This window comes from Gallaecimonas xiamenensis 3-C-1, from assembly GCF_000299915.1.
Lineage (GTDB): Bacteria > Pseudomonadota > Gammaproteobacteria > Enterobacterales > Gallaecimonadaceae > Gallaecimonas > Gallaecimonas xiamenensis.
On record NZ_AMRI01000028.1, the window covers coordinates 30,272 to 54,511 of the forward strand.

Consider the following 24,240-nt stretch of genomic DNA (forward strand, 5'->3'; position numbering starts at 1 on the left):
CAGGAAAGATGCAGAAATCATGGAGATTGGCTTAATTCTAATCGCCCCGCCACTGAGCCTTAGTTTTATTAAGCTTCTAAAACGTTACTTTTGGTGTTTCTGTCGGTGATTTGCTCCGCTATTTAAATTTCACATTCCCTTATTTCTTACCTGATTGGGTCCGTTGACCAGCCATTCCCCTTAAATGACTATCGGGTTGCTTTTTCATAACCAAAAAGCAACATCGCCGTTTTTCGGCGGCTGTATTGCAAAAAAGGGAGAATGTCATGACGTCCAAAACCGCTACTGCCCAGGCTGTTAAATGGGCCCTCTTTGCCACCTCAGGTTTGAATCTTATCAGCCCGGCTTGGGCTGCCGATACCGGCGCTGACCAACTGGAGCGTATCGAAGTAACCGGGTCTCGCATCAAGCGGGTGGATATGGAAACCACCTCACCGGTCACCGTCATCACCAGTGCCGATATCCAAATGTCCGGCCAAACCTCGGTGGAGGATGTGCTCAATACCGTCTCCGCCAACAGCTTCGGTAGCTGGAAGGCCAAGTCCGGTTACGGGGCAGGGTACTCGGCCACCAACAACGTCGACCTGCGTGGCCTGGGAGCCACCCTGGTGCTGCTGGACGGCCGGCGCCTGCCAAGCACGGGTGGCAGCGGCGGTACCGAGCAGGACGTTTCCGCCATCCCCCTGGCTATCGTCGATCGCATCGAGATCCTCCGGGACGGCGCCTCGGCTATCTACGGCTCGGACGCCGTGGCCGGTGTGGTCAACATCATCACCAAAAAGCAGGTGGACGGTGTCAACCTGGCCTACCAGGTCTCCTCACCCAAGATCAAAGGGGGCCTTGAGAAGAAGTACGAGTTTTCCGCCGGTGCAACGGGGGACAAAGGCTCAGTGGTGTTTGTGGCTCAGCACAGCGACCAGAACGAAGTCACCGATGCCGACGTCAGCGGCTATGACAATGGCGTCTCCAGTTACAGCCCAGTGGCTCTGGCCGAGTCCCGTGACGGCAGCCAAAGCTACTACGCCAGCGAGCTATGCACTCAGGTACCTAACACCGTGGAGCGCAGCGGTTACTGCGGCTATGCCTATTCCAACGTGACCTGGCTCTACGGCAGCTCGACCAAGGATAGTGCCCTGACCAACGTCAGCTACGAGCTTAGCGACAACGTACTCTTTAAAGGCCAGGTGTTCGCCGGCAAGACCACCACTTGGACCCGTTATGCACCCACTCCGGTGTCCACCAATGACATCGTCATGGCCGCCGACAACCCCCTTAACCCCCTTTACGGGGAAGAAGCCCTGGTGTCATTGCGTACCGGTACCCTGGGTAACAGGGACACCAAATACAGCTCGACCAACTTTCAATACGTAGGGGCTCTGGAAGGGACGTTGGATCTGGGTAACGGTATTGACTGGAACCTGGGCTACCAGCATAACGATCAGGCCGAAACCACCCACAACTATAACCTCATCAAAGACAGCGTCATCCAGGACGCCATAGACGACGGCCGCCTGGATCTGTTCAACGTCCAGCAGCAGTCCTATGAGGATTGGCTGGCTGGGGTGAACGGCATCTTCCAGGAAGCCAATCACACCGGTATCTGGGAAGCGGACCAGAAGAGGGACATCTTCGACGGCTCCCTGAGCTCGGAGCTGTTCAGCAGTGGTGATGTCAGTCTGAACGCCATGGTGGGCACTGAGTTCGAGACCCTAGATTTTTGGCAAAAGTCCGACCCGGAATCGGCCCTGGTGGCTATTTCCGGTGGTTCCGGCGGTGACGACGTGGACGCTTCCCGCGACCGCAATTCCTACTTCAGTGAGTTTGTACTGGCGCTGCCTTACCGGGTGGAGATTGACGCAGCCATCCGCTACGACAAGTACGACTTGAGCGGTATCGTCGATGGTGCCAACACCTCGTCTAGCTTCTCCGGGACCAGCCCGAAACTGGGTATCCTCTGGCGCCCCACTGACGACCTGTTGCTGCGGGCCAACTGGGGCAAGGCGTTCAGGGCACCGGCCATGACCGAACTCTATGCCTCCAGCTCCATCAGCTTCGACTCGGCCCTGGATCCGGTTTACTGCACCAGCGGGGTTAGCGATGACTACTGCGCCAGTTCCCAGCAGCACAAGACCTATTACGCCAGTAACCAGGACTTGCAGCCGGAGGAGTCCGAGCAGGTGACCGCAGGGTTCGTCTGGAACATCACCCAGGATCTCGCTTGGGAAACCACCTACTGGAACATCGACTACAAGAACAAGATTGAGTCCCTGGACATCGAAACCATCCTCAGTGAAGAAGCCAGTAATGGCGGCTCTAGCCGGGTGGTACGTGGTGCCGACGGCAAGATAGCCTCCATCACCACCTCTTATGTGAACTTGTCCCAGTTCAAGTTGGACGGTCTGGACATGTCCTTGAACTACCTTATGGCCACCGGCCTTGGCGACTTCAAGTTCAACCTGGACGCCAGTTGGATCCATAAATACGAAAAAGCCGCCGACGCCGAAGGGGACGCCATCGACTATGCCGGCGAAATCGAATATCCGGATCTGCGGGGCAATCTGGGGGTGCAATGGAGCCAGGGCGACTATGCTGCCGGCCTGACCTTCAACTACATCGGCAAGCAGACCGACACCCTCTATGGTGGCTACTACCTGACCCAGGACCACTACGTGAACACCAACCTGACCTTCGCATACAGCACCGCCTGGAACGGCAAACTGACCCTGGGGGTGGCCAACCTCTTCGATGTCAGCCCCGAAGTGGAAGTGTCTGGGGCCTACCGTAACGTTAACGACGCCCTTTACGACGTCCAAGGCCGTACCTTGCAGCTGCGTTACGAACAGTCTTTCTGATGTCCTCCCTGGACTAGAGAGCATGGCGGTGTGACCGCCATTTTGGGGCCGACTTTGTCGGCCCCTTTTTTATGGTCAGCGGGGCAGGGGAGCTGTGGTGGGTTTAACTCTTTGGTCCGGGTAGCAGCCCAGCACTTTGACAAAACGGGTGATGGCCGCCAGTTCCTGGTAGGCCCCTTGCCAGGCCTCGCTCTGGTCGTTAACCGCCAGATCCACATAGAAGAGTTCTTCCCAGGGGTTGCCGGGCATGGGTCTGGACTCGAGCTTGGTCATGTTGATGCCTTGCTGGCGTAAGACCAGCAAAGCGTCTACCAGGGCCCCAGGGGTATTGTGGGTGGCCATGATCAGACTGGTCTTGGCCGGCAGCTGGGCCGGTACCGTCTGGGCGTCACGGCTGACCAGGATAAAACGGGTATGGTTCTCTTCCTGGTTGGCCAGGTGGCGGTCTATGGCCACCAGGCCGTAAAGGGCGCCGCCGCTTTCCGGACCAATGGCGGCCACCGGTGCGTCCAGGTCGGCTACCTTGGCCATGGCATGGGCCGACGAGGCGCAGGCTTCCTGCTTGAACGGGGTCTTGGCCAGGTACTGAGAGCATTGGGTCAGGGCCTGGGGGTGGGCGTAGACGCTTTGAATGTCCTCAAGGGCCAGCCCGGGTTTGACCAGCAGGTGGTGGTCCACCTTGAGGTAGGTTTCGCCGACGATATGCAGGTGGGTGTGGCGCAGCAGATCGTAGACGTCGTTGATGGATCCGGAAGAGGTGTTCTCTATGGGCAGCAGCCCCAGGGGCGCCTTGCCGTCTTCCACCGCCTTGACGATGTCGGCAAAGCTTTCACAGGACAGGCCCTGGAAGGCGCTCTGGTGGCGGCTGGCTATGCCCTGGGCGGCAAGGTGCGAGTAGGTACCGGGCTGGCCCAGGTGGGCGATATGCAAGAGCCCCTGACTATCCCCTTGTTGCATCCAGGCCTGCTGCAACAGCACCGAGTCTTCGATGATGATGTGGTAAAGGCGGGTCAGGTAGGCCGGGTCCAGGCCCAGGGCCTTGCCCTTTTCCATCAGGCTAAGCAGCAGGCTGGCTTCACGGCCCTGGTCACGCACCGCCCCTTGGCGCTGGGCCTTGTCTTTAGCCACGGCCAGGGCCAGTTGCCGGCGTTTGGCCAGGCAACCCAGCAGGTCCTTGTCCAGTGATTCGATTTGCTGGCGCAAGCTATTGAGATCCATAGTTCCTCCAAAACGAAAAAGGCCTCCCTTGGGGGGAGGCCTTCTGACATTGCTGACAACCTGTCACGCAGCGCCATCGCCTCCCTTGCTGGAAGCGAAAAAGCAAAAAAAGAAAAGGGCTGCGGTATTGGTCATCAGTGCTGATTGAAAATTGTCAAGTGACCTGAGCATGCCCAGCCTTGGGGGAAATGGCAAGTTTTTTAAACGCGGCTGCCGGTGCAGCGGGCGCAGCGCTGTTCTGCCGGATCGGCGGCCAGGCGGTCCAGCTCGATCTCCGCTTCACAGTCACAACAAATGCCATAAAGGCCCAAATCCAGCTGGCACAGGGCTGCCTCCACCTGGGTCAGGCGTTGGCAAAGGCCATAGAGCTGGCGGTCGGGGAATTGGTCTAACTGGCCGGCGATACCGTCCAGGCCCTGCTCGGCCAGGGCGGTGAGCAGCAGGCCAGGGGCCCCCATCTCGATGAGGCGCACCTGGATTTTCTGCTGCAATTGCTGCTGCTCTTGGCTGAGCCGGCGGCGATAGTCTGACATGGGCGTCTCCGTACTGGTGAGAGCCTCAGTCTAGGGGGCCTTGGCTCTGGCTTTGCTGACCTGCATCAAGGTCAGATGCACTGGAGCAACTCTTCCTTGTGCTTGAGGGTCTTGACCTGGTCGAACAAGGCTTGGGCTTCGGGGTATTGCAGGCGCAAAAACTGCAGCCATTGCTTGAGACGGTTGGGGTAGTAGCAGCCTTTATCCCCTTGGATCTCAAACAGCGAGTAGCGCTTGAGCAGGGCCAAGACCTGTTGCCAGGGGCGGCGCTTGGCGCCGGTCTTGATGCTGTGGGCAAGGCTTGGGCAGGCCAGGGCGCCCCGGCCCAGCATCAGGTCTACGCAGTGGGATTGCTGCTGGCAGCGGCGGGCGTCCTCCGGGGTCCAGATCTCGCCGTTGGCGACGATGGGCAGCTGTACTTCTTCCTTGATCCTGGCTATCTGGTCCCAGTAGGCCGGTGGGCGGTAGCCGTCGCGCTTGGTGCGGGCATGGATGACCAGCTCGTTGGCCCCGGCCGCTGCCACGGCCCTGGCGTTATCCAGCATCAAGCTGGCGTCGTCGTAGCCGAGGCGAATTTTGGCGGTCACCGGCTGGTGGGCTGGCACCGCTTTGCGTACTTCGCTGATGATGGCATAAAGGGCCTCAGGTTCTTTTAGCAGTACCGAGCCACCCCGGTTGCGGTTCACCGTCTTGGCCGGGCAACCGAAATTCAGGTCGACCCCGGGGGAGCCCAGCTCCACTGCACGTACTGCATTTTCGGCCAGCCAATGGGGGGATTGGCCCAGCAGCTGGATCCGCACCGGCACGCCGCTGGGGGTTTTGGCGCCATGGGCCAGTTCCGGGCAGATCTTGAAGAAGCTGCGCACCGGATGCAGTTGCTCTACCACCCGCAAAAACTCGGTAACGCACAGATCAAAGCCGCCCTCGGCGGTCAAAAGATCGCGCATCAGGTGGTCGACAACCCCTTCCATGGGGGCCAGCAACAAACGCATTATCCAGCCTCGGCGTAAAAAACGGTTGGCAAGTTTACGGGATCTACAGTTTATTGAAAGGGATATTGCTGTACCCGGGTCTTTAGCTTTGACCAGACCTGAACGGCAGCGGTAGCGCCGGCCACGTCACCACCATTCATTGAAAAAGGAACATCATCATGAAAGCACGTAACACTGTCGCCGCCGCCCTGGGTGCCCTGGTTGTAGGGTCCATGGCCAGTCTGCCTACCGATGCCCAGGCCTCCCCCTTTGCCATGCAAGACCTGGCTCAGGGCTATCAACTGTCCACCTTCGAAGGCAAATGCGGTGAAGCCAAATGCGGCGGCGCTGCCGCCAAAGAGGGCAAGCACGAAGAAGCCAAGATGAAGGAAGGCAAGTGCGGTGAAGAAAAGGGCAAGATGAAGGAAGGCAAATGCGGCGAAGAAAAAGCCAAGATGAAGGAAGGCAAGTGTGGTGAAGAAGGCAAGATGAAAGAAGGCAAGTGCGGCGAAGAAAAAGCCAAGATGAAAGAAGGCAAGTGTGGTGAAAAAACCAAGGCCCACGAAGAAGGCAAGTGCGGCGCCCACTAACCCTCAAGCCTGAGCGGGCCTAGTGCCCGCTTTTTTATTTGGAGCCAAGATGACTTTTGCCGTTAGCGGCGCCGGCCTTGGGCTAAGGCGCGACTTTCTCAGCGAGCTGGGGCCCCTGTTGCCGGCCCCGGTGGCCTTTATGGAAGTGGCCCCGGAGAACTGGCTGAAATTGGGTGGGCACCTGGGTAAGGCCTTGCGTGCCCTGACCGAGCGCCACCCCTTCGTCTGCCATGGCCTGTCGTTGTCCATCGGCGGCCCGGCCCCCTTGGACTGGGACTTTATCGCGGCCGTCAAAGGCTTCTTGGACCAGCACCAGATCCGGGTCTATTCCGAGCACCTGTCCTATTGCAGCGGCAATGCCCACCTCTATGATTTGATGCCCATCCCCTTTACCGACGATGCCGTCAAGCACGTGGCACAGCGGGTTCGCCAGGTTCAGGATTTTTTGGAGCGGCCTCTGGCCCTTGAAAATGTCTCCTACTACGCCGCCCCAGGCCAGCAGTTGTCGGAAATCGACTTTTTAACGGCGGTGCTGGAAGAGGCGGACTGCCAACTGCTGCTGGACGTCAACAACATCTACGTCAACGCCACCAACCACGGCTACGACGCCGAGGCCTTTTTACAGGCGCTGCCCAGCCAGCGCATTGCCTATGGCCATATCGCCGGCCACGACCAGGAAGCGCCGGACTTGATTGTCGATACCCACGGGGCCGACGTCATAGACCCGGTCTGGGCGCTGCTGCAAAAGGCCTATGGCTACCATGGGGTGTTCCCGACCCTGTTGGAAAGGGACTTCAACTTGCCGCCCCTGGCCGAGCTTGTGGGCGAGGTGGCCATCATCGACAAGTATCAGCGCCAAGCGGCCAGGGCGGTGGCCTGATGGACTTTATCGCCCAGCAGCAAGCCTTCATGGACCATATCCGTGACCCGGAGCGCCACCCTGAGCCCCCCGGTATGGAAAGCCGCCGCCTGGCCATCTACCGCCGGTTATTTTTCAACAACGTCGAGGGCTTTTTGGCCTCGGCCTTTCCGGTACTCAAAAGCCTCTACGATCAGCCCCAGTGGCAGGCCCTGGTGCGGCGCTTTTACGCCGACCATGACTGCAAGAGCCCGCTGTTTTTGGAGATAAGCCAGGAGTTCTTGGACTACCTGGACAGCCCCGCCTTCAGGGCGCGCCCTTGTGACCCGCTCTTTATCAAAGAACTGGCCCATTACGAGTGGCTGGAGCTGGCAGCGGGCAGGGCGGAAGAGGAGGGGGCCTTGCTTGATGCCCTTACCGGCGCCAGCCCCCTGCGCCGCTCGGCGGCTTCGCAGTTGGCGGCCTACCATTGGCCCGTGCATCAAATTGGCCCCGACTTTGTGCCCCAAAGCCCAGGGCAAGCCCTGGTTTTCCTGCTGGTCTACAGGGACTTGGACGACACCATGGGCTTTAGTGCCCTAAACCCTGCCCTGGCCCAGGCCCTGGAGTGGATAGGACAGCAGCCGGGGCTGACTCCATCAGCCTTGGCCCAGGCCATGGCGGCGCAATTTCCCGCCATGACCCAGGAGCAGCTGCTGGCCGGACTGCTGGCAGGCCTAACTCCCCTGGCCCAGCGGGGCGTGCTGCGGCTGGCCGAAAATTGATCCACATCAAGCCATTGGGTACAATTTGCTCCCTCACACCGGGAGAGACGTCATGGCTGAACAGCATTTTCAAGAAGCGTTCAACGTCAAGCACCTGCTTGGCATATTGTTGGTGCTGTGCCTGCCGTTGCTGCCGGCCATCCTCACCCTCATCAAGCATTTCGGCTAAGTGAGCTGTGGGGCCCAGGCCCCAAGGTAGTCTGATGGCTCTTCGATATCTGTTCCTGCTGGTCGGCTGGCTGGCTATTGCCTTGGGTATCCTTGGCATTGCCCTGCCGGTATTGCCCACCACCCCCTTTATCCTGCTGGCGGCCTGGTGCTTTGCCAAAGGCTCGCCCCGCTGCCACCAATGGCTACGTTCCAACCGTTATTTTGGGCAGATGGTCCGTGACTGGGAAGCCCAGCGGGGCTTGCGCCGCCGTTACCGCCGCCGTGCCGTGGCCATGATGTTGGTGACCTTCAGCATTTCCCTGCTGCTGGTACCCAAGATCTGGTTGAAGATCATGCTGGTGACCATACTGGTATCGGTGTTGATCTACCTCTATCGCCTGCCGGTGATCGAGGACGCGTCCGAGCTTTAACCAACCTGCCGATTGCCAGCGGCCCCAAAAGACCTTACCCTTTGGCGCTTTGGCTTAGGCACCTGTGTGAAAAATGACCATGAAACAAGAGAGCCTGGCGCTGATTAAAGCCGCCATCAAAACCATTCCTGATTACCCCAAGCCGGGGATCCTGTTCCGCGACGTGACCAGCCTGATGCAGGACCCTCGGGCCTTTGCGGAAAGCATCACCCTGCTGGCCGAGCATTTCGAAAGCCAGGGGTTCACCAAGGTGGTAGGGGCGGAAGCCCGTGGCTTTATCTTCGGCGCGCCCCTGGCCTTGGCCCTGGGTATCGGTTTTGTGCCGGTGCGTAAACCCGGCAAACTGCCGCGCCAGACCCTATCCCAGACCTATGAGCTGGAATACGGCCAGGACACCCTGGAGATCCACACCGACGCCATAGTGCCCGGTGACAAGGTACTGCTGGTGGACGACCTGCTGGCCACCGGCGGCACCATCGAAGCCACCGCCAAGCTGGTGCGTGAACTGGGTGGTGAAGCCAAGCATGCGGCCTTTATCGTGTCCCTGCCGGAGCTGGGCGGTATCGAGCGCCTGGAGAAGCAGGACCTGGAGATCTTCGACCTGGTTCAGTTCGACGGTCACTGAGCTACCAAGGCCCTGCTGGCTGCCCCGTAAAGGGCGCTGCCAGCAGGGCCTTTTGCTGTGGTAGCATTGAGCCATTACAGCTAAAGACGACGACTTCATGGCATATCAGGTACTGGCCCGTAAGTGGCGACCCCAGCATTTCTCGGCCCTGGTAGGGCAAGAGCATGTGGTGCGGGCCCTCAACAACGCCCTGGCCCAGAACCGCCTGCATCACGCCTATCTCTTTACCGGCACCCGTGGCGTGGGGAAAACCACCCTGGCCCGGATCTTCGCCAAGAGCCTGAACTGCGAGACCGGGGTTACCCCCACCCCCTGCGGCCAGTGCTCCACCTGCCTGGAAATCGAAAGGGGCAATTTTGTCGACCTGATTGAGGTGGACGCCGCGTCCCGCACCAAGGTCGAAGACACCCGCGAGATCCTCGACAACGTCCAGTATCGGCCGACCCGGGGCCGCTTCAAGGTGTACCTCATCGACGAAGTGCACATGTTGTCGCGCCACTCCTTCAATGCCTTGCTAAAGACCTTGGAAGAGCCGCCGGAGCACGTCAAATTCCTGCTGGCCACCACCGATCCGCAAAAGCTGCCGGTGACCATCTTGTCCCGCTGCCTGCAGTTCAACCTCAAAAGCCTGAGCCCGGAGCTGATCAGCAATCACCTGGCCTATGTGCTGGGCCAGGAACAGCTGGGTTTTGAAGAACCGGCCCTGCGGCTATTGGCCAAGGCCGCCAACGGCTCCATGCGCGACGCCCTGAGCCTTAGCGATCAGGCCATTGCCCACGGTGACGGCCAGGTGCTGTTGGACAATGTCCAATCCATGCTCGGCACCCTCGACACCCAGCATGCCCAGCACCTGCTGGCAGCCGTGGTAGCCGGAGACGGCGCCGCCCTGCTGGCGGCTATCGAGCAGGTTGCCATGATGTCCCCCGATTATCTGGGGCTGCTGGGCGACTTGCTGGCGCTGCTGCATCAGGGGGCCATAGCCCAGCAGTTGCCGGGCAGCCAGGATCTGGCCGCCGAGCACCTGGCCACCCAGCTTAGCCCCCAGCAGTTACAGCTTTTCTACCAGATGGTGCTGCATGGCCGCCGCGACTTGCCGTTCTGTCCGGACCCGCGCATGGCCCTGGAGATGACCCTGCTGCGGATGCTGGCCTTCGATATCGACAAGGCTCCGGCCCTGGCCACCCAGGCGCCCCCAAGCCGCGCCGTGCCGGTCAGGCCTGCGCAGGTCAAAAGCCAGGACGCCGTGGCACCGGCCCCGGTGGCAACACCCCCCAAGGCGCCCCCAGCAGCCATGGTGCCGCCGGTGGCCAGCCAAGCCGACCTTGACGCCCAGCAGGCCCACTTGATGGCCATGGCCGAAGCCCAGGGCTTTAACCCCCAGACCGAGGCGCCGCCAGCGGCGCCCGAGCCTTTAACGCTAGAGGCGGCCCAGCCCGCAGCGCCTAAGCCCCAGGCCAGCCCCACCAGTACCTTGCTGGCTGCGCGCCAGGCCCTTAAGGCCAAGCAGCAGGACCAGGAGGACAAGGCGCCAAAAAAGCCTGAGGCCCAGCGGCGGGCCCCCCTTCAGCCTGCCCCCCAAGCCCAAGCCCAAGCCCAGGTCGCGGTTGCCGACCCCAACCCTGTCAAGGCTCCCGCCGCTCCCGGCTGGGACGACGAGCCCCCTTGGCTGGACGATGACCTGCCGCCTGCCGACCTGGGTATGGAACAGGCCTGGGCCGAGCAGCAGGCCGCCGAGCCGGCGCCGGTAACGGCAGAGCCGGAAGTGCCAGCCCCGGCACCGGCTCCCCGCAGCGACCCCTATCCCGGGGTGCTGCTGGCCCTGGATGATGCCCGCACCGACGATCGCCGCTGGTTCGAATGCTGCGAGGCGCTGGATATTGGCGGCTTTGTGCGGCAATTGGCCCTGAACTCGGTGCTGGAACAGCAAGGGGACGGTTGGGTACTGCTGCTGGACCCGGCCCAGCGCCATTTGGAACGTAACCTTGGGGAATTGCAGCAGGCCCTTGGCCACAGTGGTATCTTCTCAGGGACACTAAAGGTGCAGATACAACAGGCGCCGGCCGGGCGGGAAAACCCCCTGGCCATCGCCAACCGAATTCACCAGCGCTGCCTGGCCTATGCCGAGCAGGCGCTGACCGACGATCCCAGGGTGAAGGCCTTCCTGACCCTGTTTGATGCAGAACTGGTGGCGGACAGCGTCCGCCCGATCATGTGAGGAAAGACGATGTTTGGTAAAGGCGGAATGGGCAACATCATGAAGCAGGCCCAGCAGATGCAGGAGCGGATGCAAAAGGCCCAGGAAGAAATCGCCAACATGGAAGTCACCGGCGAAGCCGGTGCCGGCCTGGTCAAGGTCACCATGCTCGGTAACCACAATGTGCGCCGCGTTGAAATCGACGACAGCCTGATGGAAGACGACAAGGACATGCTCGAAGATCTCATCGCTGCGGCCATCAACGACGCCGTACGCCGTGTCGAAGAGGAATCCAAGGCCAAGATGGGCTCCGTGACCGGCGGCATGAAGCTGCCTGGCGGCCTACAGTTCCCCTTCTAAGCCATGGAATTTAGCCCGCTGCTGCGCGAGCTGATCCAGGCCCTGCGCTGCCTGCCCGGGGTGGGGGGGAAATCCGCCACCCGCATGGCCTTCCACCTCCTGGAGCGTGACCGGGAAGGGGGCCTGAAACTGGCCGGCCAGCTCAAGGCCGCCATGGAAGGCATTCAGCATTGCCAAGATTGCCGCACCTTTACCGAAGAGGAAAAGTGCGGCATCTGCGCCAACCCCAGGCGCCTGGAAGCCGGCCAGCTGTGCGTGGTGGAAACCCCAGGGGATGTGATGGCCATAGAGCAGACCGGCCTTTTTGCCGGCCGCTACTTTGTGCTGATGGGGCACCTGTCGCCCCTGGACGGTATAGGCCCGGCGGAGCTGGATCTGGACAAGCTCGATGTGCTGCTGGGGCGCGAGCCCTGGGGCGAGCTGATCCTGGCCACCAACCCCACAGTGGAAGGGGACGCCACCGCCCATTACGTGGCGCAGATGGCCCGCCGCCACCATATCAAGGTCAGCCGTATCGCCCACGGCGTGCCTGTGGGGGGCGAGCTGGAATTTGTGGACGGCACTACCCTGTCCCATTCCTTCAGCGGCCGCCAACCCCTGGTTTGATTGCTGAAAAAACCCCACGACAGTGGGGTTTTTTATTCTCGGCGTCTTGAAAATATTGCCCCTGCCCCCATCTACCTTCCCAGCGAGTCACACAAGAGGAATGTGGAACCATGACCACCCAAACCCATGGTTTTCAAACCGAAGTCCAGCAACTGCTGCAACTGATGATCCACTCTCTGTATTCCAACAGGGACATCTTCCTGCGCGAACTCATTTCCAACGCCGCCGACGCCGCCGACAAGCTGCGTTTCAAGGCGCTGGAAAACGCCGACCTCTATGAGGGCGACGGCGATCTCAAGGTGCGCATCAAAGCCGACAAAGACAAAGGCACCCTGACCATCAGCGACAACGGCATCGGCATGACCGAAAGCGAGATCGTTGAGCACCTGGGCACCATCGCCAAGTCCGGCACCAAGGCCTTCTTCCAGAGCCTGTCCGGCGACGCCGCCAAAGACAGCCAGCTTATCGGCCAGTTCGGCGTGGGTTTCTACTCGGCCTTTATCGTCGCCGACACCGTCGAGGTGCACAGCCGTGCCGCCGGTGCCAAAGAAGGGGTGATGTGGCGCTCCAAAGGCGAGGGCACCTTCGAGACCGGCCCCAGCGACAAGACCAGCCGTGGCACCGACATCGTGCTGTTCCTCAAAGACGACGACAAGGACTTCTTGGAAAGCTACAAGCTCGAGCAGGTTATTCACACCTATTCTGACCACATCGGCGTGCCGGTGGAGCTCTATAAAGAGGGCAAGGAAGAGGGTGAAGACGGCGGCTTTGCCCCGGTCAACCAGGGCACGGCCCTGTGGACCAAGTCTAAGAGTGAGGTGAGCGACGAAGAGTACGTCAGCTTCTATCAGCACCTCTCCCATGATTTTGGCGAGCCGCTGACCTGGAGCCACAACAAGGTGGAAGGCAAGCACGAGTACACCTCCTTGCTGTACATCCCCAAAAACGCGCCCTGGGATCTGTACCAGCGCGAGCGCCAGCACGGCCTCAAGCTCTACGTCAAACGTGTGTTTATCATGGACGACGCCGAGGTGTTCCTGCCCCAGTACCTGCGCTTTGTTAAGGGCTTGGTGGACTCGGCCGACCTGCCGCTCAACGTCAGCCGGGAGATCTTGCAAGACTCCAAGCTGACCCAGTCCATGAAAGGCGCCATTTCCAAGCGCATCCTGTCGATGCTGGAAAAGCTGGCCAAGGACAAGCCCGAAGACTACGCCGGATTCTGGAAAAACTTTGGCGCCGTGCTCAAAGAAGGCCCGGCCGAAGACTTTGCCAACCGCGAAGCCATTGCCGGCCTGCTGCGCTTCAACTCCACCCACCATGACGACACCGAGCACTTGGTGAGCCTGGATGAGTACCTCGAGCGCATGCCCGAAGGCCAGGACAAGATTTACTATGTGGTGGCCGACAGCTTCAACGCCGCCCGTTTCAGCCCGCACCTGGAAGTGCTGCGCAAGAAAGGCTTCGAGGTGTTGTTGCTGTCCGAGCGTATCGACGATTGGATGATGAGCCACCTTACCGAGTACAAGGGCAAGCCCTTTGCCTCTGCCACTCGTGGCGAGCTGGACATCGAAGCCACCGACGAGGAAAAGGAAGCCGAGAAGGCTATCGAAGGGGTCTTGGCCAAGGTCAAAGACAGCCTCGGTGACAAGGTCAGCGAAGTGCGCTTTACCCATCGCCTCACCGACTCTCCGGCCTGTGTGGTGACCGACGAGCACGGCATGTCCAGCCAGATGGCCAAACTGCTGGCCTCCGTCGGCCAGGCGGCGCCTGAAGTGAAATACATCTTCGAGCTCAACCCCGAGCATCCTGTGGTCAAATCCCTGGACGGCCGCGAGGGCGAGAACTTCGAAGACGCGGTGGCGCTGCTGTTTGAACAGGCCCTGCTGGCCGAGCGCGGCAGCCTTGAGGATCCGTCCGGTTTTGTAAAACGCCTTAACAAGTTGATGCTGCAAGGACTTTGAGATCAAGGGCAGCCTCGGCTGCCCTTAACCTTTTCTTAATGGCGCCGGCTGTGTACCCTATGGCCTTTACGCAACTTGCTGCGTCAGCTTTATCAATTAAAAAAGAGAGCGATACATGCGCATTATCCTGCTAGGCGCCCCGGGCGCAGGGAAGGGCACTCAGGCCCAGTTCCTGATGAAAAAGTTCGGTATCCCGCAGATCTCCACCGGTGACATGCTCCGTGGCGCCATCGCGGCCGGTACCCCCCTGGGTCTGGAAGCCAAGAAAGTCATGGACGCTGGCCAGCTGGTATCCGATGAGATCATCATCGGTCTGGTCAAGGAGCGTATCGCTCAAGCTGACTGCAAGAACGGCTTCCTGCTGGACGGCTTCCCCCGTACCATTCCTCAGGCTGACGCCATGAAGGATGCCGGTGTGGCCATCGACGTAGTGATCGAGTTTGACGTGGCCGATGAAGTGATCGTCGAGCGCATGTCCGGCCGCCGTGTTCATGCCGCCTCCGGCCGCGTCTACCACGTGGTGTACAACCCGCCCAAGGTGGAAGGCCAGGACGACGAGACCGGTGAAGCCTTGAGTATCCGTGATGACGACAAGGAAGAAACCGTGCGCAAGCGCCTGGGCGTTTACCACGAGCAGACCGAGCCGCTGATCGGTTACTACCAGGCCGAAGCCAAACAGGGTGCTGTGCGTTACCTGAAAATCGACGGCACCAAGCCGGTCGAAGAAGTCAGCCAGCTGCTTTCCGAACAGCTCAATTGATAAAAAAGGCCCCGGTAAGGGGCCTTTTTTTCGTATCCTGATGACATTCTTCGACTTATGGCCGTATAACGACGGCCAAGACGATGCAGAGGATACGACATGGCCTTTAAAGGCAGCCCCCATTTCAAGCACGGTCAAAGCCCCAAAGTCGGGGTATTGGTAACCAACCTGGGCACCCCCGACGCCCCCACGCCCAAAGCCCTGCGCCGTTACTTAAAAGAGTTCCTGTCAGACCCCAGGGTGGTGGAGATCCCCAAGCCCATCTGGTGGCTTATCCTCAACGGCATCATTCTTAACACCCGCCCCAAAAAATCGGCCCATGCCTACCAAAGCGTCTGGACCGAACGGGGCTCGCCGCTGCTGTTTCACACCCAGGACCAGGCCAAGGCTCTGGCGGCGCGCTTTGCAGCAGAGCATGGCGACCAGGTGGAAGTGGCCTTTGCCATGCGTTACGGCAACCCCGGCATCAGCGAGGGTATACAGGGGCTGATGGATAAGGGGGTGGACCGGCTGCTGGTGCTGCCCCTTTACCCCCAGTACTGCGCCAGCACCAGCGCCTCGACCCTGGACAAGGTCAGTGACGATTTGCGCCGGCGCCGCTGGCTGCCGGACCTGCGTTTTGTCAGCCACTACCATGACTTTGGCCCCTACATCGAGGCCCTGGCCCAGAGCATCGAGCAGCATTGGCAGGCCCACGGCCGGGCCGACAAGCTGGTGCTGTCCTATCACGGCATTCCCAAGCGCAACCTGCTGCTGGGGGACCCCTACTTTTGCGAGTGCCACAAGACCTCCAGGCTGCTGCGCGAGCGTTTGGGCCTGGGGGAAGATGAGGTACTCACCACCTTCCAGTCCCGTTTCGGCAAGGCCGAGTGGCTCAAACCCTACACCGACGCCACCCTCAAGCAGCTGGCCAGGGACGGGGTTAAATCGGTGCAGCTGGCTTGCCCGGGTTTTTCCGCCGACTGCCTGGAGACCATCGAAGAGATAGGGGTGGAGAACCGGGGATACTTCCTGGAGGCTGGCGGCGAGCGCTATGAGTACATCGCCGCCCTCAATGCCAGCCCCGGTCATATCGACGCCCTCTACCAGTTGCTGCGCCGGGAGCTGCAAGGCTGGCTGGAAAAAGACACCGATCGCGCAGAAACTGCACAGCTTGCCCAGGCCCTTGGGGCCCAAAGCTGAACCTTGAGCGACGCCTTGTAAGCCCGGCTTGTTGCCGGGCTTTTGTCATAAAGGGGCGATTTAAAGAGCTTTTACTCTAAAAACCGTGCAGGGCTACCAGGGTCCGCTGGACGGCTGTACGCTGAAAATTGCTGTTTTTTACAATCAAAACAACAACTTGTAGAATTCATGCACTTTTTCTAGACGGATAGCCCCATGTCACTGCGTTATTCCTTGTTGGCCCTGGCGGTGTTGAGTGCCAGCAGCCAGGCCGCTGGTTTCAAGATCTTCGAACAATCCACTTCTTCCATGGGCAATGCCTATGCCGGCCGCACCGCCCTGGCCGAAGACGCCACCGTGGTCTATTCCAACCCCGCCGCCATGACCGAGCTGGACCAGGCCCAATGGATTGTCGGCGCCAACGCCATTTTCGCTCAGGCCGACTGGTCCAACGCTCGGGGCCAAAACGCCAATGGCCAGGCTGTGGCTGGCCCTGCCAGTGACGACTTTTCTTCCCTGTCTGTGGTGCCGCACCTCTACTATTACCAGCCCATCAACGAGCAATGGCACGCCGGCCTGGCCCTGGTGGTGCCTTATGGCGTCACCTCCGACTACGATGACGATTTTGTCGGCCGTTACTTTGCCGACAAGACCTCCTTCCAGGTGGTCAGCCTGCAACCGGCCCTGGCCTATAAGGTGAACGACGCCTGGTCTCTGGGACTGGGACTGAGTGTCAATTTTGCCCAAGGGGAGTTGTCCAAGTTCAAGGACCACTCCGGTCTCTGTGAAATGCCGGCCGCCGCCCTGAACGGTCAATACGCCCAGCTGTCCGGCGGCGCTTACGACAGTGTCTACCAGGACGCCTTCTGCGAGTCCCGTTACCGGGTTAAAGGGGACGACTGGGGCCTGGGCCTGTCCCTTGGCCTGCACTATCGTCCTAGTGACGCCCTGCAATTGGGTATGAACTGGCACAGCCAGGTCCATTACAGCCTGGAAGGGGACTCCACCATCACCAACACCCCGGTGACCGGCGAGCTGGCACCCCAGGCCCTGGTGGATGCCGGCATCCTCTGGGTTGCCCCTACCATCCCCGGTGTGGTTGACGGCAGCAAGCTGCCTACGGTCAACACTCAGACCGGCCAGCTGGCGGTCAACAGCCAGATGACCGAAAGCAGCCGCCTGAGCCTGACAACCCCTCAGTCGGTGGCCTTCAGCGGCGCCTATCAGTTGGGTAAGTGGACCTACCTGGCCAGTGCCAACTGGACCGAGTGGAGCAAGTTCCAGTCCATCCGTATCGAAAGCACTGCCAGTACCCCCAGCATCTCGGCATCCACCAGCCTGCCGAACAACCTCAATGAAACCGGCCTTATCGGCTATATCCCGGAGAAGTGGCAGAACGCCTGGGCCTTCGCCCTTGGGGTCAATTACCAGCTGAACCCGGATCTGGTGCTGCGCGCCGGCTACGCCCTGGACCAGTCACCGGTTCGCGACGAGTTCCGCACCGCCCGTATCCCCACCTCAGACCGCCAGTGGTTCACCCTGGGCCTGGGTTGGGAATTGAGCCCGGCCTGGCATCTGGATCTGGCCTACGGCTACATGAAGATGGATGACGTAAAAGTCGATGAGCGCGAGTTCAACGCCCAGGACCAAGCCCTGTACAGCTCTGGCTACCAGGCCGATTACGAGTTGGACGCCCATGTGCTGTCGGCCCAACTGGTGCACCGCTTCTAAGGCGCTTTGCCTGCCGTTGTGTAAGGGGCCCTTAGGGGCCCCTTGTTGTAGGTGCCTAGCATGGCGGTTTCTTTTTGATGTAAAACGTTTTCCTGAAAATGTAAGCCGTGAGTTGGTCGTCGGCTTCTGCTACTATCGCCGCCCTCAAATGGGTCCTTGAGTGAAGCACATGAAATTCCCCGGCCAGCGTAAGAGTAAGCACTTTTTCCCGGTTGAATCCCGCGATCCCCTGCTCAGCGAGATCTCTCCTCTCAACAAGCCCATTGCCAGCCATATCTGCGGTATTGACCAGGTGCTGGTGGATATCGAAGCCCATGTGCCCGAGAGCTTCCTGGAAAAATATGCCCTGTCCAAGGGCCACTCCATGCTGATAGAGCCGGAGAAAGCGGCGGCCATCTACGCCGAGCTGACAGCCCACAACCTGATCGTCTCGGAGTTCGCCGGCGGCACCATAGGCAACACCCTGCACAACTATTCAGTGCTGTCCGACGACCGCTCCGTGCTGTTTGGGGTGATGAACGAGACCATCAGGGTCGGCAGCTCCTCCTACCGTTACCTGTGCAACACCTCGTCTAAGGTCGACCTTAACTACCTGCAGCCGGCGCCGGGTTCCATCGGCCAGTGCATCACCCTTATTGCCCCGGACGGTGAGCGCAGCTTCGCCATCAACAAAGGGGTGATGGATCTGCTGGATGTCAGCCACCTGGACAAGACCCTCATTCAGACCGGCTCGGCCCTGGTGATCTCCGCTTACCTGGTGCGCTGCGAAGAGCACGAGCCCATGAAAGACACCACCATGCAGGCGGTGGCCTGGGCCAAGGAAGCCGGGGTGCCGGTGGTATTGACCATGGGCACCAAGTTCATCGTCGAAGACCGTAAGGAATGGTGGCAGCAGTTTATCCGCGACTATGTCACCGTGGTGGCCATGAACGAAGATGAAGCCCTGGCCCTGACCGGCCATGGCGACCCTTTGTTGGCCTGTGAGCAGGTACTGGAATGGACCGACATGGTGCTGTGCACCGCCGGCCCGGTTGGCCTCTACCTGGCCAGCTTTGCCGACGAAGAGCAAAAGCGTGAAACCAGCCGCCAATTGCTGCCCGGCGCCTTGCCCGAATTCAACCGCTTTGAGTTTTCCAGGCCCATGCGCCGCAATGACTGCGCCGAGCCCATCAAGGTCTATACCCATATTTCCCCTTATATGGGCGGCCCGGACCGTATCAAGAACACCAACGGTGCCGGTGACGGTGCCCTGGCGGCGCTGCTGCACGACATGGCGGCCAACGACTATCACCGCCTCAACGTGCCCGGCAGCTCCAAACATGCCGCCCGTTTCCTGGCCTACTCCTCTTTGTCCCAGGTCAGCAAGTATGCCAACCGGGTCAGCTACGAGGTGTTGGTGCAGCATTCTCCGCGCCTGTCCCGGGGCCTGCCGGAGCGGGAAGACAGCCTGGAAGAGGTCTACTGGGACCAATAAAAAAAGCGCCCTTGGGCGCTTTTTTTATGGCTTGGGAGCGGTGTCCCTGCTGCGCATCTTCTCGGCGGTGTTGTCCATGGCGCTGGTGTAGACCTTCATGATCTTGTTGACGGCGTCAGAACCGCCGGCCAGCACGGCGCCGGTCAGCAGCACGTCCACCGCCACAAACAGCTGGTGTTGCCAGTAGGGCAGGGGAGCCGCGTCCACCAGGTTGGCCAGTATCCTTACCCCCACCAAAGACACCAGGGTGCCTATCACCAGCCCTATCCACTGGGCGATCTGCCGGGAGCCGGCGCGATAGAGGGTGCGGGCCCGCTCCACTTGGTCCAGCTCCGCCAGTGCCTGCTGCTGGGCCGCTGCGTCTTCCTTTAGGGTGTCCAGGCGGCGCTTTTGGGCGTTGATTTGCCGGTCCAGTTGGTCGGCCTCCTGGCTGCGCCAGGCTGACAGGAAGATCTCGGTAGCCCTTTCCACCACCATGGACACCAGCACCAGGTAGCCGAACAGGGCCGGTATATTGACGATGGCATTGTCCTTGTAGGCCAGCATGCCCGGCTCCTGCCAGTAGGCGAATAGGGACAGGGCCAGCACTGTGGCGGCGCCCCATAACCGGTTTCTTATGCTCTGCCTTTCCATGGTTTTCTCTTCTTGTGTAAATGCCGAGATATTTTAGTAGGTTATCAATTCGTGGCGCGATGTCCATGACGGCATCACCGGCACAGAGTTTGGCTGGTCTGCGCTGGCATGCCGGGCTGGTCGCGTTACTATAGGGCCATCTATCAAAAAAGAGAGAGCTTGGCCCCATGGACCAGCCCACCAGCGCCGATCCCTTTGCCGGGATCCGCCCTTACGAGGACCAGGAAGTCCCCGCTGTTTTATCTAGGCTTTGCCACTGTGACGACTTTATCCAACTGGTCAGTCGCCATGAATTTCCCCGCTTAAGTCGCTACCTGGGGCCTGTAACTCGGGCCCTAGTGCGCCAACAGATCCGCCGGCGCCTCGGCAACGTCAAGGACGTGGCTGGCTTTCAGCTGCAAATCGGCGCCATCCTCACCGAGGTTCTGTCCCGCACCACCGATGGGGTCAGTTGGTCTGGCCTCGACGCCCTTGACCCGGCCAAGCCCTATCTTTTTGTCTCCAACCACAGGGATATCGCCCTGGACCCGGCCCTGGTCAACTGGGCCTGCCATCAGGCGGCCATGCCCACAGCCCGCATCGGTATCGGCGACAACTTGCTGAAAAAGCCCTACGTCACCGATCTGATGCGGCTCAACAAGAGCTTTATCGTCAAGCGTTCCGCCAAGGGGATAAGGGAGCTGGCAGCGGCCATGGGGGAGCTGTCGGCCTACATCGACCACAGCCTGGCCGGGGGCCACAGTGTTTGGATAGCCCAACGGGAAGGCCGGGCCAAAGACGGTAACGATGAGACCGAACCGGCCTTGCTTAAGATGTTTTACCTGGCTCACCGCAAAGAGCGCAGCTTTGCCCAGATGGTGGACAGGTTCAACATAGTGCCGGTGGCCATCAGCTACGAGCTAGACCCCTGTGACCGGCTCAAAGCCCGGGAGCTGGCCACCCTGGCCAGCACCGGCCAGTATGAAAAAGGTCCCATGGAAGATCTCAACGCCATGGCCCTTGGCTTTACCGGCCATAAGGGCCGGGTTCACGTGGCCTTTGGCACACCCATCAGCGGCGCCGGCATGGATGACCCCGATGCCCTGGCCGGCGAGATAGACCGGCAAATTCATCAGAACTTCAAACTCTTCCCCACCCACCTGGCGGCGGCCGGGGAAGGAGATTGCGGCTGGCTGGCAGAGCGGACGGCGGGGCTGGCCCCCGACGAGGCGGCGCTGCTTAAGGCCGCTTATGCCCGGCCTGTGCTCAACGCCCGCTCGGTACCAGCCAGCTCAGCATAGGGCGGCGCAGCAAGTCGGGGCCCTGGGGCCTGTGGATGAGGGACACCAGCACGAAGCTGAGCATCATCAGCAGGTACCAGGCCCCCAACTTGCCAAGGGACACCATTTGCCAGCCGCCGAGCTGGTTGGGGTAGAGCCAGACCTTGGTGAAGGTGGCGATGTTCTCGGCAAACCAGATAAAGAGCGCCACCAGCAGCCATCCCACCAGCAGCGGCATGCGCCGGTGTTTGTCTTGCACCTTGAAGTAGACGTCCACCCGCCAGAACAGCACCCCTACTGCCGCCAATATCCCCCAGCGCAGGTCCACCAGGTAGTGATGGGCGAAAAAGTTGAGGTAGGCAAGCAGGGCCAGCAGCACTGTCCAGCGCCGCCTGGGGTAGTGGCTGAAGCGAAAGTCAAAGAGCCGCCAGACCCTGGCGATATAGCTGCCCACCGCCGAATACATAAAGCCGGCAAAAAGCGGCACATTGCCGAGCTTGAATACCGCTTCCCCCGGATAGGCCCAGGCGTTGATGCCGTCCATGGTCTTGAACAGCTCCATCAGGGTCGCCACCAGGTGAAAGACCAGTATCACCATGGCCTCCCTTGGGCTTTCCAGCTTGAACAGCAGCAGCACCGCCTGGAAGGCCAGGGCGGCCAGCAGTAGGAAGTCGTAGCGGTGCAGGGCACTGAAGGGGTACCAGTACTGGGTCAGCACCATGATGCCCAGCAGGAAGCCGCCGAACAGGCAGGCCCGGGCCTGCTTGATGCCAAAGGCCCAAAATTCCAACAATCCTTGTTTCATTGTCCGCCCAGAATACTCAGTAGTTGCCCAGCGGCAGGCTGATAAGGAAGCGGGCACCGCCCAGTTCCTCGGCCTGGCTTACTGTCAGGTGTCCATGATAAGAGGCGACAATATCGGCCACTACCGCAAGGCCTATGCCTTGGCCTGGGTTACGGGAATCGGCCCGAACCCCCCGCTGCAATATGCTCTCGCGCTTGTCCTCTGGTACCCCTGGGCCGTCGTCGTCCACTTGCAATAGCAGGTGCGGGCGCTGCTTGTCTCCCAGCAGGGCGACCTTGAGCTTGACCTGGCAAACGCAGAGGCGAAAGGCGTTTTCCAAGAGGTTGCCCAGCACTTCCAACAAGTCCCCTTCGTCCCCGTCGAAGTAGCAGTCTTCCTCCACCTCCATCTCGCAGTCCACGTCCTTGCTGGCGTAAACCTTGGATAGGGCCCGGCACAGCTTGTCGGCCAGGGGTTTGGGATCGATCCGGCTCTGGGCCAGGCCCTGGCGACCCACTACCGCTCTTTTGAGCTGGTAGGTGATGGTGGTGTTCATGCGCTGGGCCTGTTCGATGATGTCGGCCAGGGGATCTTTGGGTACGTCCGGCAGGCTCTCCAGGCTCTGGGCCGAGGCCTGGATGGCGGCCAGAGGAGTCTTAAGGCTGTGGGCCAGATCGCCCATGGTGTTCTTGAGGCGCTCGCGGGATTCGCGCTCCCGGTGCAACAGTGCGTTCAAGGGCCGGGTGATGCGCGCAATTTCCGTAGGATAGTGGTGAGACAGCTGACCCCGGTCACCGCTTTTCATTTCGGAAAGCTCGCCGGCCAAAAAGCGCAGCGGCTTAAAACCCCAGCGCAAGGTCCAGGTGATCACCAGCAGCATCAGGAACAGGCCGCCGGTCATCCACAGCAACACTATGGTGGTGAACTGGGAGGCGTCCCGCTGGTAGTCCTTGTCCTGGTACATGGTCATCAGGGTGTAGTCCTTGATGGTGTCGCCCAGGGCCAGCTGTACCGAGAACTCGTAGATGAAGAAACCGTCCCCTTCTATCTGCTGGTGATAGAACTTGCGGTTGAGGTTGTAAAAGATGGGGTGGAAGTCGAACTCGTAGCGGTAGCTGGACAGGGAGCGCCAGATCAGCTTGCCTTCCTGGTCGAAGATCAGGCCAATGTTGTTGGACAGGGCCTGGTTGTAGTTGGGATTGACCAACTCGTTGGGCAACCAGCCGGTGCCCTGGGTGTCTTCCAGGAGGTTGATCAGCTCATTCACGTCCTGGGCCAGATTGCGCTCTATGGTGCCTTCGGTGGCGCTCTGGTAGGACTTGATGATGGCAAAGCTGACGAAGGCCAGGAAGGCCACCACAGAGACAGTGGTGGCCAGCATGACCCGGCCTTTGAGGGACAGCGGACGCACGTGAGGCTTAACCCCTTATGACCTGGCTGCCTTACTGGCAGGGCAGGCGGAACATGTAACCTTGACCACGGATGGTCTCGATGGGGGACAGGGCATTGTCCGGATCCAGCTTCTTGCGCAGCCGGCCAATCAGCACTTCCACTACGTTGGAGTCGCGCTCGATATGGTCGTCGTACAGCTGCTCGACCAGGCGTTGCTTGCTGACCACTTCCTGGTGATGGCGCATCAGGAATTCCAGCAGTTTGTACTCGTAGGCGGTGAGGGTCAAAGGATCTTCTTCCCTAAATGCCTGCTTCTTGGCCAAGTCCAGCTTGAAGGGCTCGGCCTCTATGGTGGGGCTGGCAAAACCGGCGGCGCGCCGGGACAGGGCTTGGAGACGGGCGATCAGCTCTTCCATCTGGAAGGGTTTGACCAGGTAGTCGTCGGCACCGGCGTCCAGGCCTTCCACTTTGTCCTGCCAGTTGCCACGGGCAGTCAGGATGATGATGGGGAAGGTTTTGCCTTCCTCACGGAAAGTACGGATAAGGGTGATGCCGTCCATGCCGGGCAGGCCCAGGTCAATAATGGCCACATCCAGTTCGTATTCTTCGGCGAAGAAGCGGGCTTCCTCGGCGTTGGGGGCAGCGTGGACGCCAAAACCGCGCTCGGACAGTTGCACCTTCAGGTGGTGGCGCAGCAGGTTATCATCCTCAACAACCAAAACTTTCATGGGTGTGTCTCCCTCATGTCATGTTGAGCACAGGTTAGGCGCCAAGCTGAACGAAGACAATCTGCAAACCTGAACGGCGACAGCCGTCATTCAGCATTGGCAGTCGCAGACAACCACAAAAAATGGCCATTAAGGAGTCCAAGATGGGCCTGATTTACCTTCACAGCTCTATGAGCGACAGCCGCCAGTGGCGGGCTTTTGCCC

The 24,240-nt window shown here is 60.3% G+C and carries 22 protein-coding genes; 15 read left to right on the forward strand and 7 right to left on the reverse strand.

Translation table 11 applies throughout. The annotated features are described in order from the left end of the window. Positions 1-266 precede the first annotated feature (266 nt). Entirely contained in the window at positions 267-2,852 is a 2,586-nt protein-coding gene (locus tag B3C1_RS16375) for a TonB-dependent receptor (RefSeq protein WP_008486188.1), read from the forward strand. 75 nt (positions 2,853-2,927) lie between these two features. On the opposite strand, the gene B3C1_RS16380 is transcribed toward B3C1_RS16375, so the two are convergent. From B3C1_RS16380 to B3C1_RS16390, 3 genes are all read right to left on the reverse strand, one after another. Next, positions 2,928-4,070 (reverse strand): prephenate dehydratase domain-containing protein, encoded by a 1,143-nt coding sequence (locus B3C1_RS16380; protein WP_008486190.1) that lies wholly within the window; start codon positions 4,068-4,070, stop codon positions 2,928-2,930. 200 nt (positions 4,071-4,270) lie between these two features. Next, positions 4,271-4,603, reverse strand: coding sequence for a TraR/DksA family transcriptional regulator (locus B3C1_RS20480; protein ID WP_008486191.1), 333 nt, complete (start codon positions 4,601-4,603; stop codon positions 4,271-4,273). A gap of 71 nt (positions 4,604-4,674) precedes the next feature. Next, entirely contained in the window at positions 4,675-5,595 is a 921-nt protein-coding gene (locus B3C1_RS16390; protein WP_008486193.1) for a tRNA-dihydrouridine synthase, read from the reverse strand. 158 nt (positions 5,596-5,753) lie between these two features. Between B3C1_RS16390 and B3C1_RS16395 the strand changes: the two genes are divergently transcribed. From B3C1_RS16395 to B3C1_RS16455, 13 genes are all read left to right on the forward strand, one after another. Further along, positions 5,754-6,164 carry a hypothetical protein gene (locus B3C1_RS16395; RefSeq protein WP_008486194.1) on the forward strand — a complete coding sequence of 137 codons (411 nt, stop codon included), beginning with the start codon at positions 5,754-5,756 and terminating at the stop codon, positions 6,162-6,164. Positions 6,165-6,213: 49 nt separating this feature from the next. Beyond that, a complete protein-coding gene (locus B3C1_RS16400; protein ID WP_008486195.1) occupies positions 6,214-7,044 on the forward strand; it encodes an HvfB family MNIO-type RiPP peptide maturase in 831 nt (276 codons plus the stop codon). Next, complete coding sequence (locus tag B3C1_RS16405) at positions 7,044-7,787, forward strand: HvfC family RiPP maturation protein (protein WP_008486196.1); 744 nt, start codon at positions 7,044-7,046, stop codon at positions 7,785-7,787. The genes B3C1_RS16400 and B3C1_RS16405 overlap by 1 nt, the downstream gene beginning before the upstream one ends. Positions 7,788-7,990: 203 nt before the next feature. Continuing rightward, positions 7,991-8,368 (forward strand): YbaN family protein, encoded by a 378-nt coding sequence (locus tag B3C1_RS16410; RefSeq protein WP_008486197.1) that lies wholly within the window; start codon positions 7,991-7,993, stop codon positions 8,366-8,368. 73 nt (positions 8,369-8,441) lie between these two features. Beyond that, positions 8,442-8,993 (forward strand): adenine phosphoribosyltransferase, encoded by a 552-nt coding sequence (gene apt / locus B3C1_RS16415; protein WP_008486198.1) that lies wholly within the window; start codon positions 8,442-8,444, stop codon positions 8,991-8,993. A 97-nt stretch (positions 8,994-9,090) separates the two neighbouring features. After that, complete coding sequence (gene dnaX / locus B3C1_RS16420) at positions 9,091-11,208, forward strand: DNA polymerase III subunit gamma/tau (protein WP_008486199.1); 2,118 nt, start codon at positions 9,091-9,093, stop codon at positions 11,206-11,208. A 9-nt stretch (positions 11,209-11,217) separates the two neighbouring features. Continuing rightward, entirely contained in the window at positions 11,218-11,547 is a 330-nt protein-coding gene (locus tag B3C1_RS16425) for a YbaB/EbfC family nucleoid-associated protein (protein ID WP_008486200.1), read from the forward strand. Positions 11,548-11,550: 3 nt separating this feature from the next. Continuing rightward, positions 11,551-12,153, forward strand: a complete 603-nt coding sequence (gene recR / locus B3C1_RS16430) for a recombination mediator RecR (RefSeq protein WP_008486201.1) — start codon at positions 11,551-11,553, stop codon at positions 12,151-12,153. A 110-nt stretch (positions 12,154-12,263) separates the two neighbouring features. Further along, the gene (gene htpG, locus B3C1_RS16435) at positions 12,264-14,114 is read left to right on the forward strand and encodes a molecular chaperone HtpG (RefSeq protein WP_008486202.1); all 1,851 of its coding nucleotides are present in this window, start codon (positions 12,264-12,266) and stop codon (positions 14,112-14,114) included. Positions 14,115-14,229: 115 nt separating this feature from the next. Next, complete coding sequence (gene adk / locus B3C1_RS16440; protein WP_008486203.1) at positions 14,230-14,874, forward strand: adenylate kinase; 645 nt, start codon at positions 14,230-14,232, stop codon at positions 14,872-14,874. 99 nt (positions 14,875-14,973) lie between these two features. Continuing rightward, a complete protein-coding gene (hemH, locus tag B3C1_RS16445) occupies positions 14,974-16,056 on the forward strand; it encodes a ferrochelatase (RefSeq protein WP_008486205.1) in 1,083 nt (360 codons plus the stop codon). Between the two features lie 195 nt (positions 16,057-16,251). Continuing rightward, entirely contained in the window at positions 16,252-17,766 is a 1,515-nt protein-coding gene (locus B3C1_RS16450) for an OmpP1/FadL family transporter (protein WP_008486206.1), read from the forward strand. A gap of 169 nt (positions 17,767-17,935) precedes the next feature. After that, complete coding sequence (locus tag B3C1_RS16455; protein WP_008486207.1) at positions 17,936-19,240, forward strand: inosine/guanosine kinase; 1,305 nt, start codon at positions 17,936-17,938, stop codon at positions 19,238-19,240. A 24-nt stretch (positions 19,241-19,264) separates the two neighbouring features. Here the strand turns inward: B3C1_RS16455 and B3C1_RS16460 are convergent, their stop codons facing one another. Continuing rightward, positions 19,265-19,873: a hypothetical protein gene (locus tag B3C1_RS16460; protein ID WP_008486208.1), complete on the reverse strand. Its 609-nt coding sequence runs from the start codon at positions 19,871-19,873 to the stop codon at positions 19,265-19,267. Between the two features lie 167 nt (positions 19,874-20,040). On the opposite strand from B3C1_RS16460, the gene B3C1_RS16465 reads away from it, so the two are divergent. Next, positions 20,041-21,153 (forward strand): 1-acyl-sn-glycerol-3-phosphate acyltransferase, encoded by a 1,113-nt coding sequence (locus B3C1_RS16465; protein ID WP_008486209.1) that lies wholly within the window; start codon positions 20,041-20,043, stop codon positions 21,151-21,153. Here B3C1_RS16465 and B3C1_RS16470 read toward each other — a convergent pair. Genes B3C1_RS16470 through B3C1_RS16480 form a run of 3 tightly spaced genes read right to left on the reverse strand, consistent with a single transcriptional unit; the run spans position 21,119 to position 24,036 of the window. Next, positions 21,119-21,937: a DUF817 domain-containing protein gene (locus tag B3C1_RS16470; RefSeq protein ID WP_035482542.1), complete on the reverse strand. Its 819-nt coding sequence runs from the start codon at positions 21,935-21,937 to the stop codon at positions 21,119-21,121. The two genes, B3C1_RS16465 and B3C1_RS16470, sit on opposite strands and share 35 nt — an antisense overlap. Positions 21,938-21,953: 16 nt before the next feature. Then, a complete protein-coding gene (locus B3C1_RS16475) occupies positions 21,954-23,327 on the reverse strand; it encodes an ATP-binding protein (protein ID WP_156804600.1) in 1,374 nt (457 codons plus the stop codon). Positions 23,328-23,358: 31 nt separating this feature from the next. Continuing rightward, a complete protein-coding gene (locus B3C1_RS16480) occupies positions 23,359-24,036 on the reverse strand; it encodes a response regulator (RefSeq protein WP_008486213.1) in 678 nt (225 codons plus the stop codon). Positions 24,037-24,240: the final 204 nt, after the last annotated feature.

Bases quoted from the DNA above. Each gene is read 5' to 3' on its own strand.
- B3C1_RS16375 (WP_008486188.1), top strand. From the start codon at position 267: ATGACGTCCAAAACCGCTACTGCCCAGGCTGTTAAATGGGCCCTCTTT.
- B3C1_RS16380 (WP_008486190.1), bottom strand. From the start codon at position 4,070: ATGGATCTCAATAGCTTGCGCCAGCAAATCGAATCACTGGACAAGGAC.
- B3C1_RS20480 (WP_008486191.1), bottom strand. From the start codon at position 4,603: ATGTCAGACTATCGCCGCCGGCTCAGCCAAGAGCAGCAGCAATTGCAG.
- B3C1_RS16390 (WP_008486193.1), bottom strand. From the start codon at position 5,595: ATGCGTTTGTTGCTGGCCCCCATGGAAGGGGTTGTCGACCACCTGATG.
- B3C1_RS16395 (WP_008486194.1), top strand. From the start codon at position 5,754: ATGAAAGCACGTAACACTGTCGCCGCCGCCCTGGGTGCCCTGGTTGTA.
- B3C1_RS16400 (WP_008486195.1), top strand. From the start codon at position 6,214: ATGACTTTTGCCGTTAGCGGCGCCGGCCTTGGGCTAAGGCGCGACTTT.
- B3C1_RS16405 (WP_008486196.1), top strand. From the start codon at position 7,044: ATGGACTTTATCGCCCAGCAGCAAGCCTTCATGGACCATATCCGTGAC.
- B3C1_RS16410 (WP_008486197.1), top strand. From the start codon at position 7,991: ATGGCTCTTCGATATCTGTTCCTGCTGGTCGGCTGGCTGGCTATTGCC.
- apt (WP_008486198.1), top strand. From the start codon at position 8,442: ATGACCATGAAACAAGAGAGCCTGGCGCTGATTAAAGCCGCCATCAAA.
- dnaX (WP_008486199.1), top strand. From the start codon at position 9,091: ATGGCATATCAGGTACTGGCCCGTAAGTGGCGACCCCAGCATTTCTCG.
- B3C1_RS16425 (WP_008486200.1), top strand. From the start codon at position 11,218: ATGTTTGGTAAAGGCGGAATGGGCAACATCATGAAGCAGGCCCAGCAG.
- recR (WP_008486201.1), top strand. From the start codon at position 11,551: ATGGAATTTAGCCCGCTGCTGCGCGAGCTGATCCAGGCCCTGCGCTGC.
- htpG (WP_008486202.1), top strand. From the start codon at position 12,264: ATGACCACCCAAACCCATGGTTTTCAAACCGAAGTCCAGCAACTGCTG.
- adk (WP_008486203.1), top strand. From the start codon at position 14,230: ATGCGCATTATCCTGCTAGGCGCCCCGGGCGCAGGGAAGGGCACTCAG.
- hemH (WP_008486205.1), top strand. From the start codon at position 14,974: ATGGCCTTTAAAGGCAGCCCCCATTTCAAGCACGGTCAAAGCCCCAAA.
- B3C1_RS16450 (WP_008486206.1), top strand. From the start codon at position 16,252: ATGTCACTGCGTTATTCCTTGTTGGCCCTGGCGGTGTTGAGTGCCAGC.
- B3C1_RS16455 (WP_008486207.1), top strand. From the start codon at position 17,936: ATGAAATTCCCCGGCCAGCGTAAGAGTAAGCACTTTTTCCCGGTTGAA.
- B3C1_RS16460 (WP_008486208.1), bottom strand. From the start codon at position 19,873: ATGGAAAGGCAGAGCATAAGAAACCGGTTATGGGGCGCCGCCACAGTG.
- B3C1_RS16465 (WP_008486209.1), top strand. From the start codon at position 20,041: ATGGACCAGCCCACCAGCGCCGATCCCTTTGCCGGGATCCGCCCTTAC.
- B3C1_RS16470 (WP_035482542.1), bottom strand. From the start codon at position 21,937: ATGAAACAAGGATTGTTGGAATTTTGGGCCTTTGGCATCAAGCAGGCC.
- B3C1_RS16480 (WP_008486213.1), bottom strand. From the start codon at position 24,036: ATGAAAGTTTTGGTTGTTGAGGATGATAACCTGCTGCGCCACCACCTG.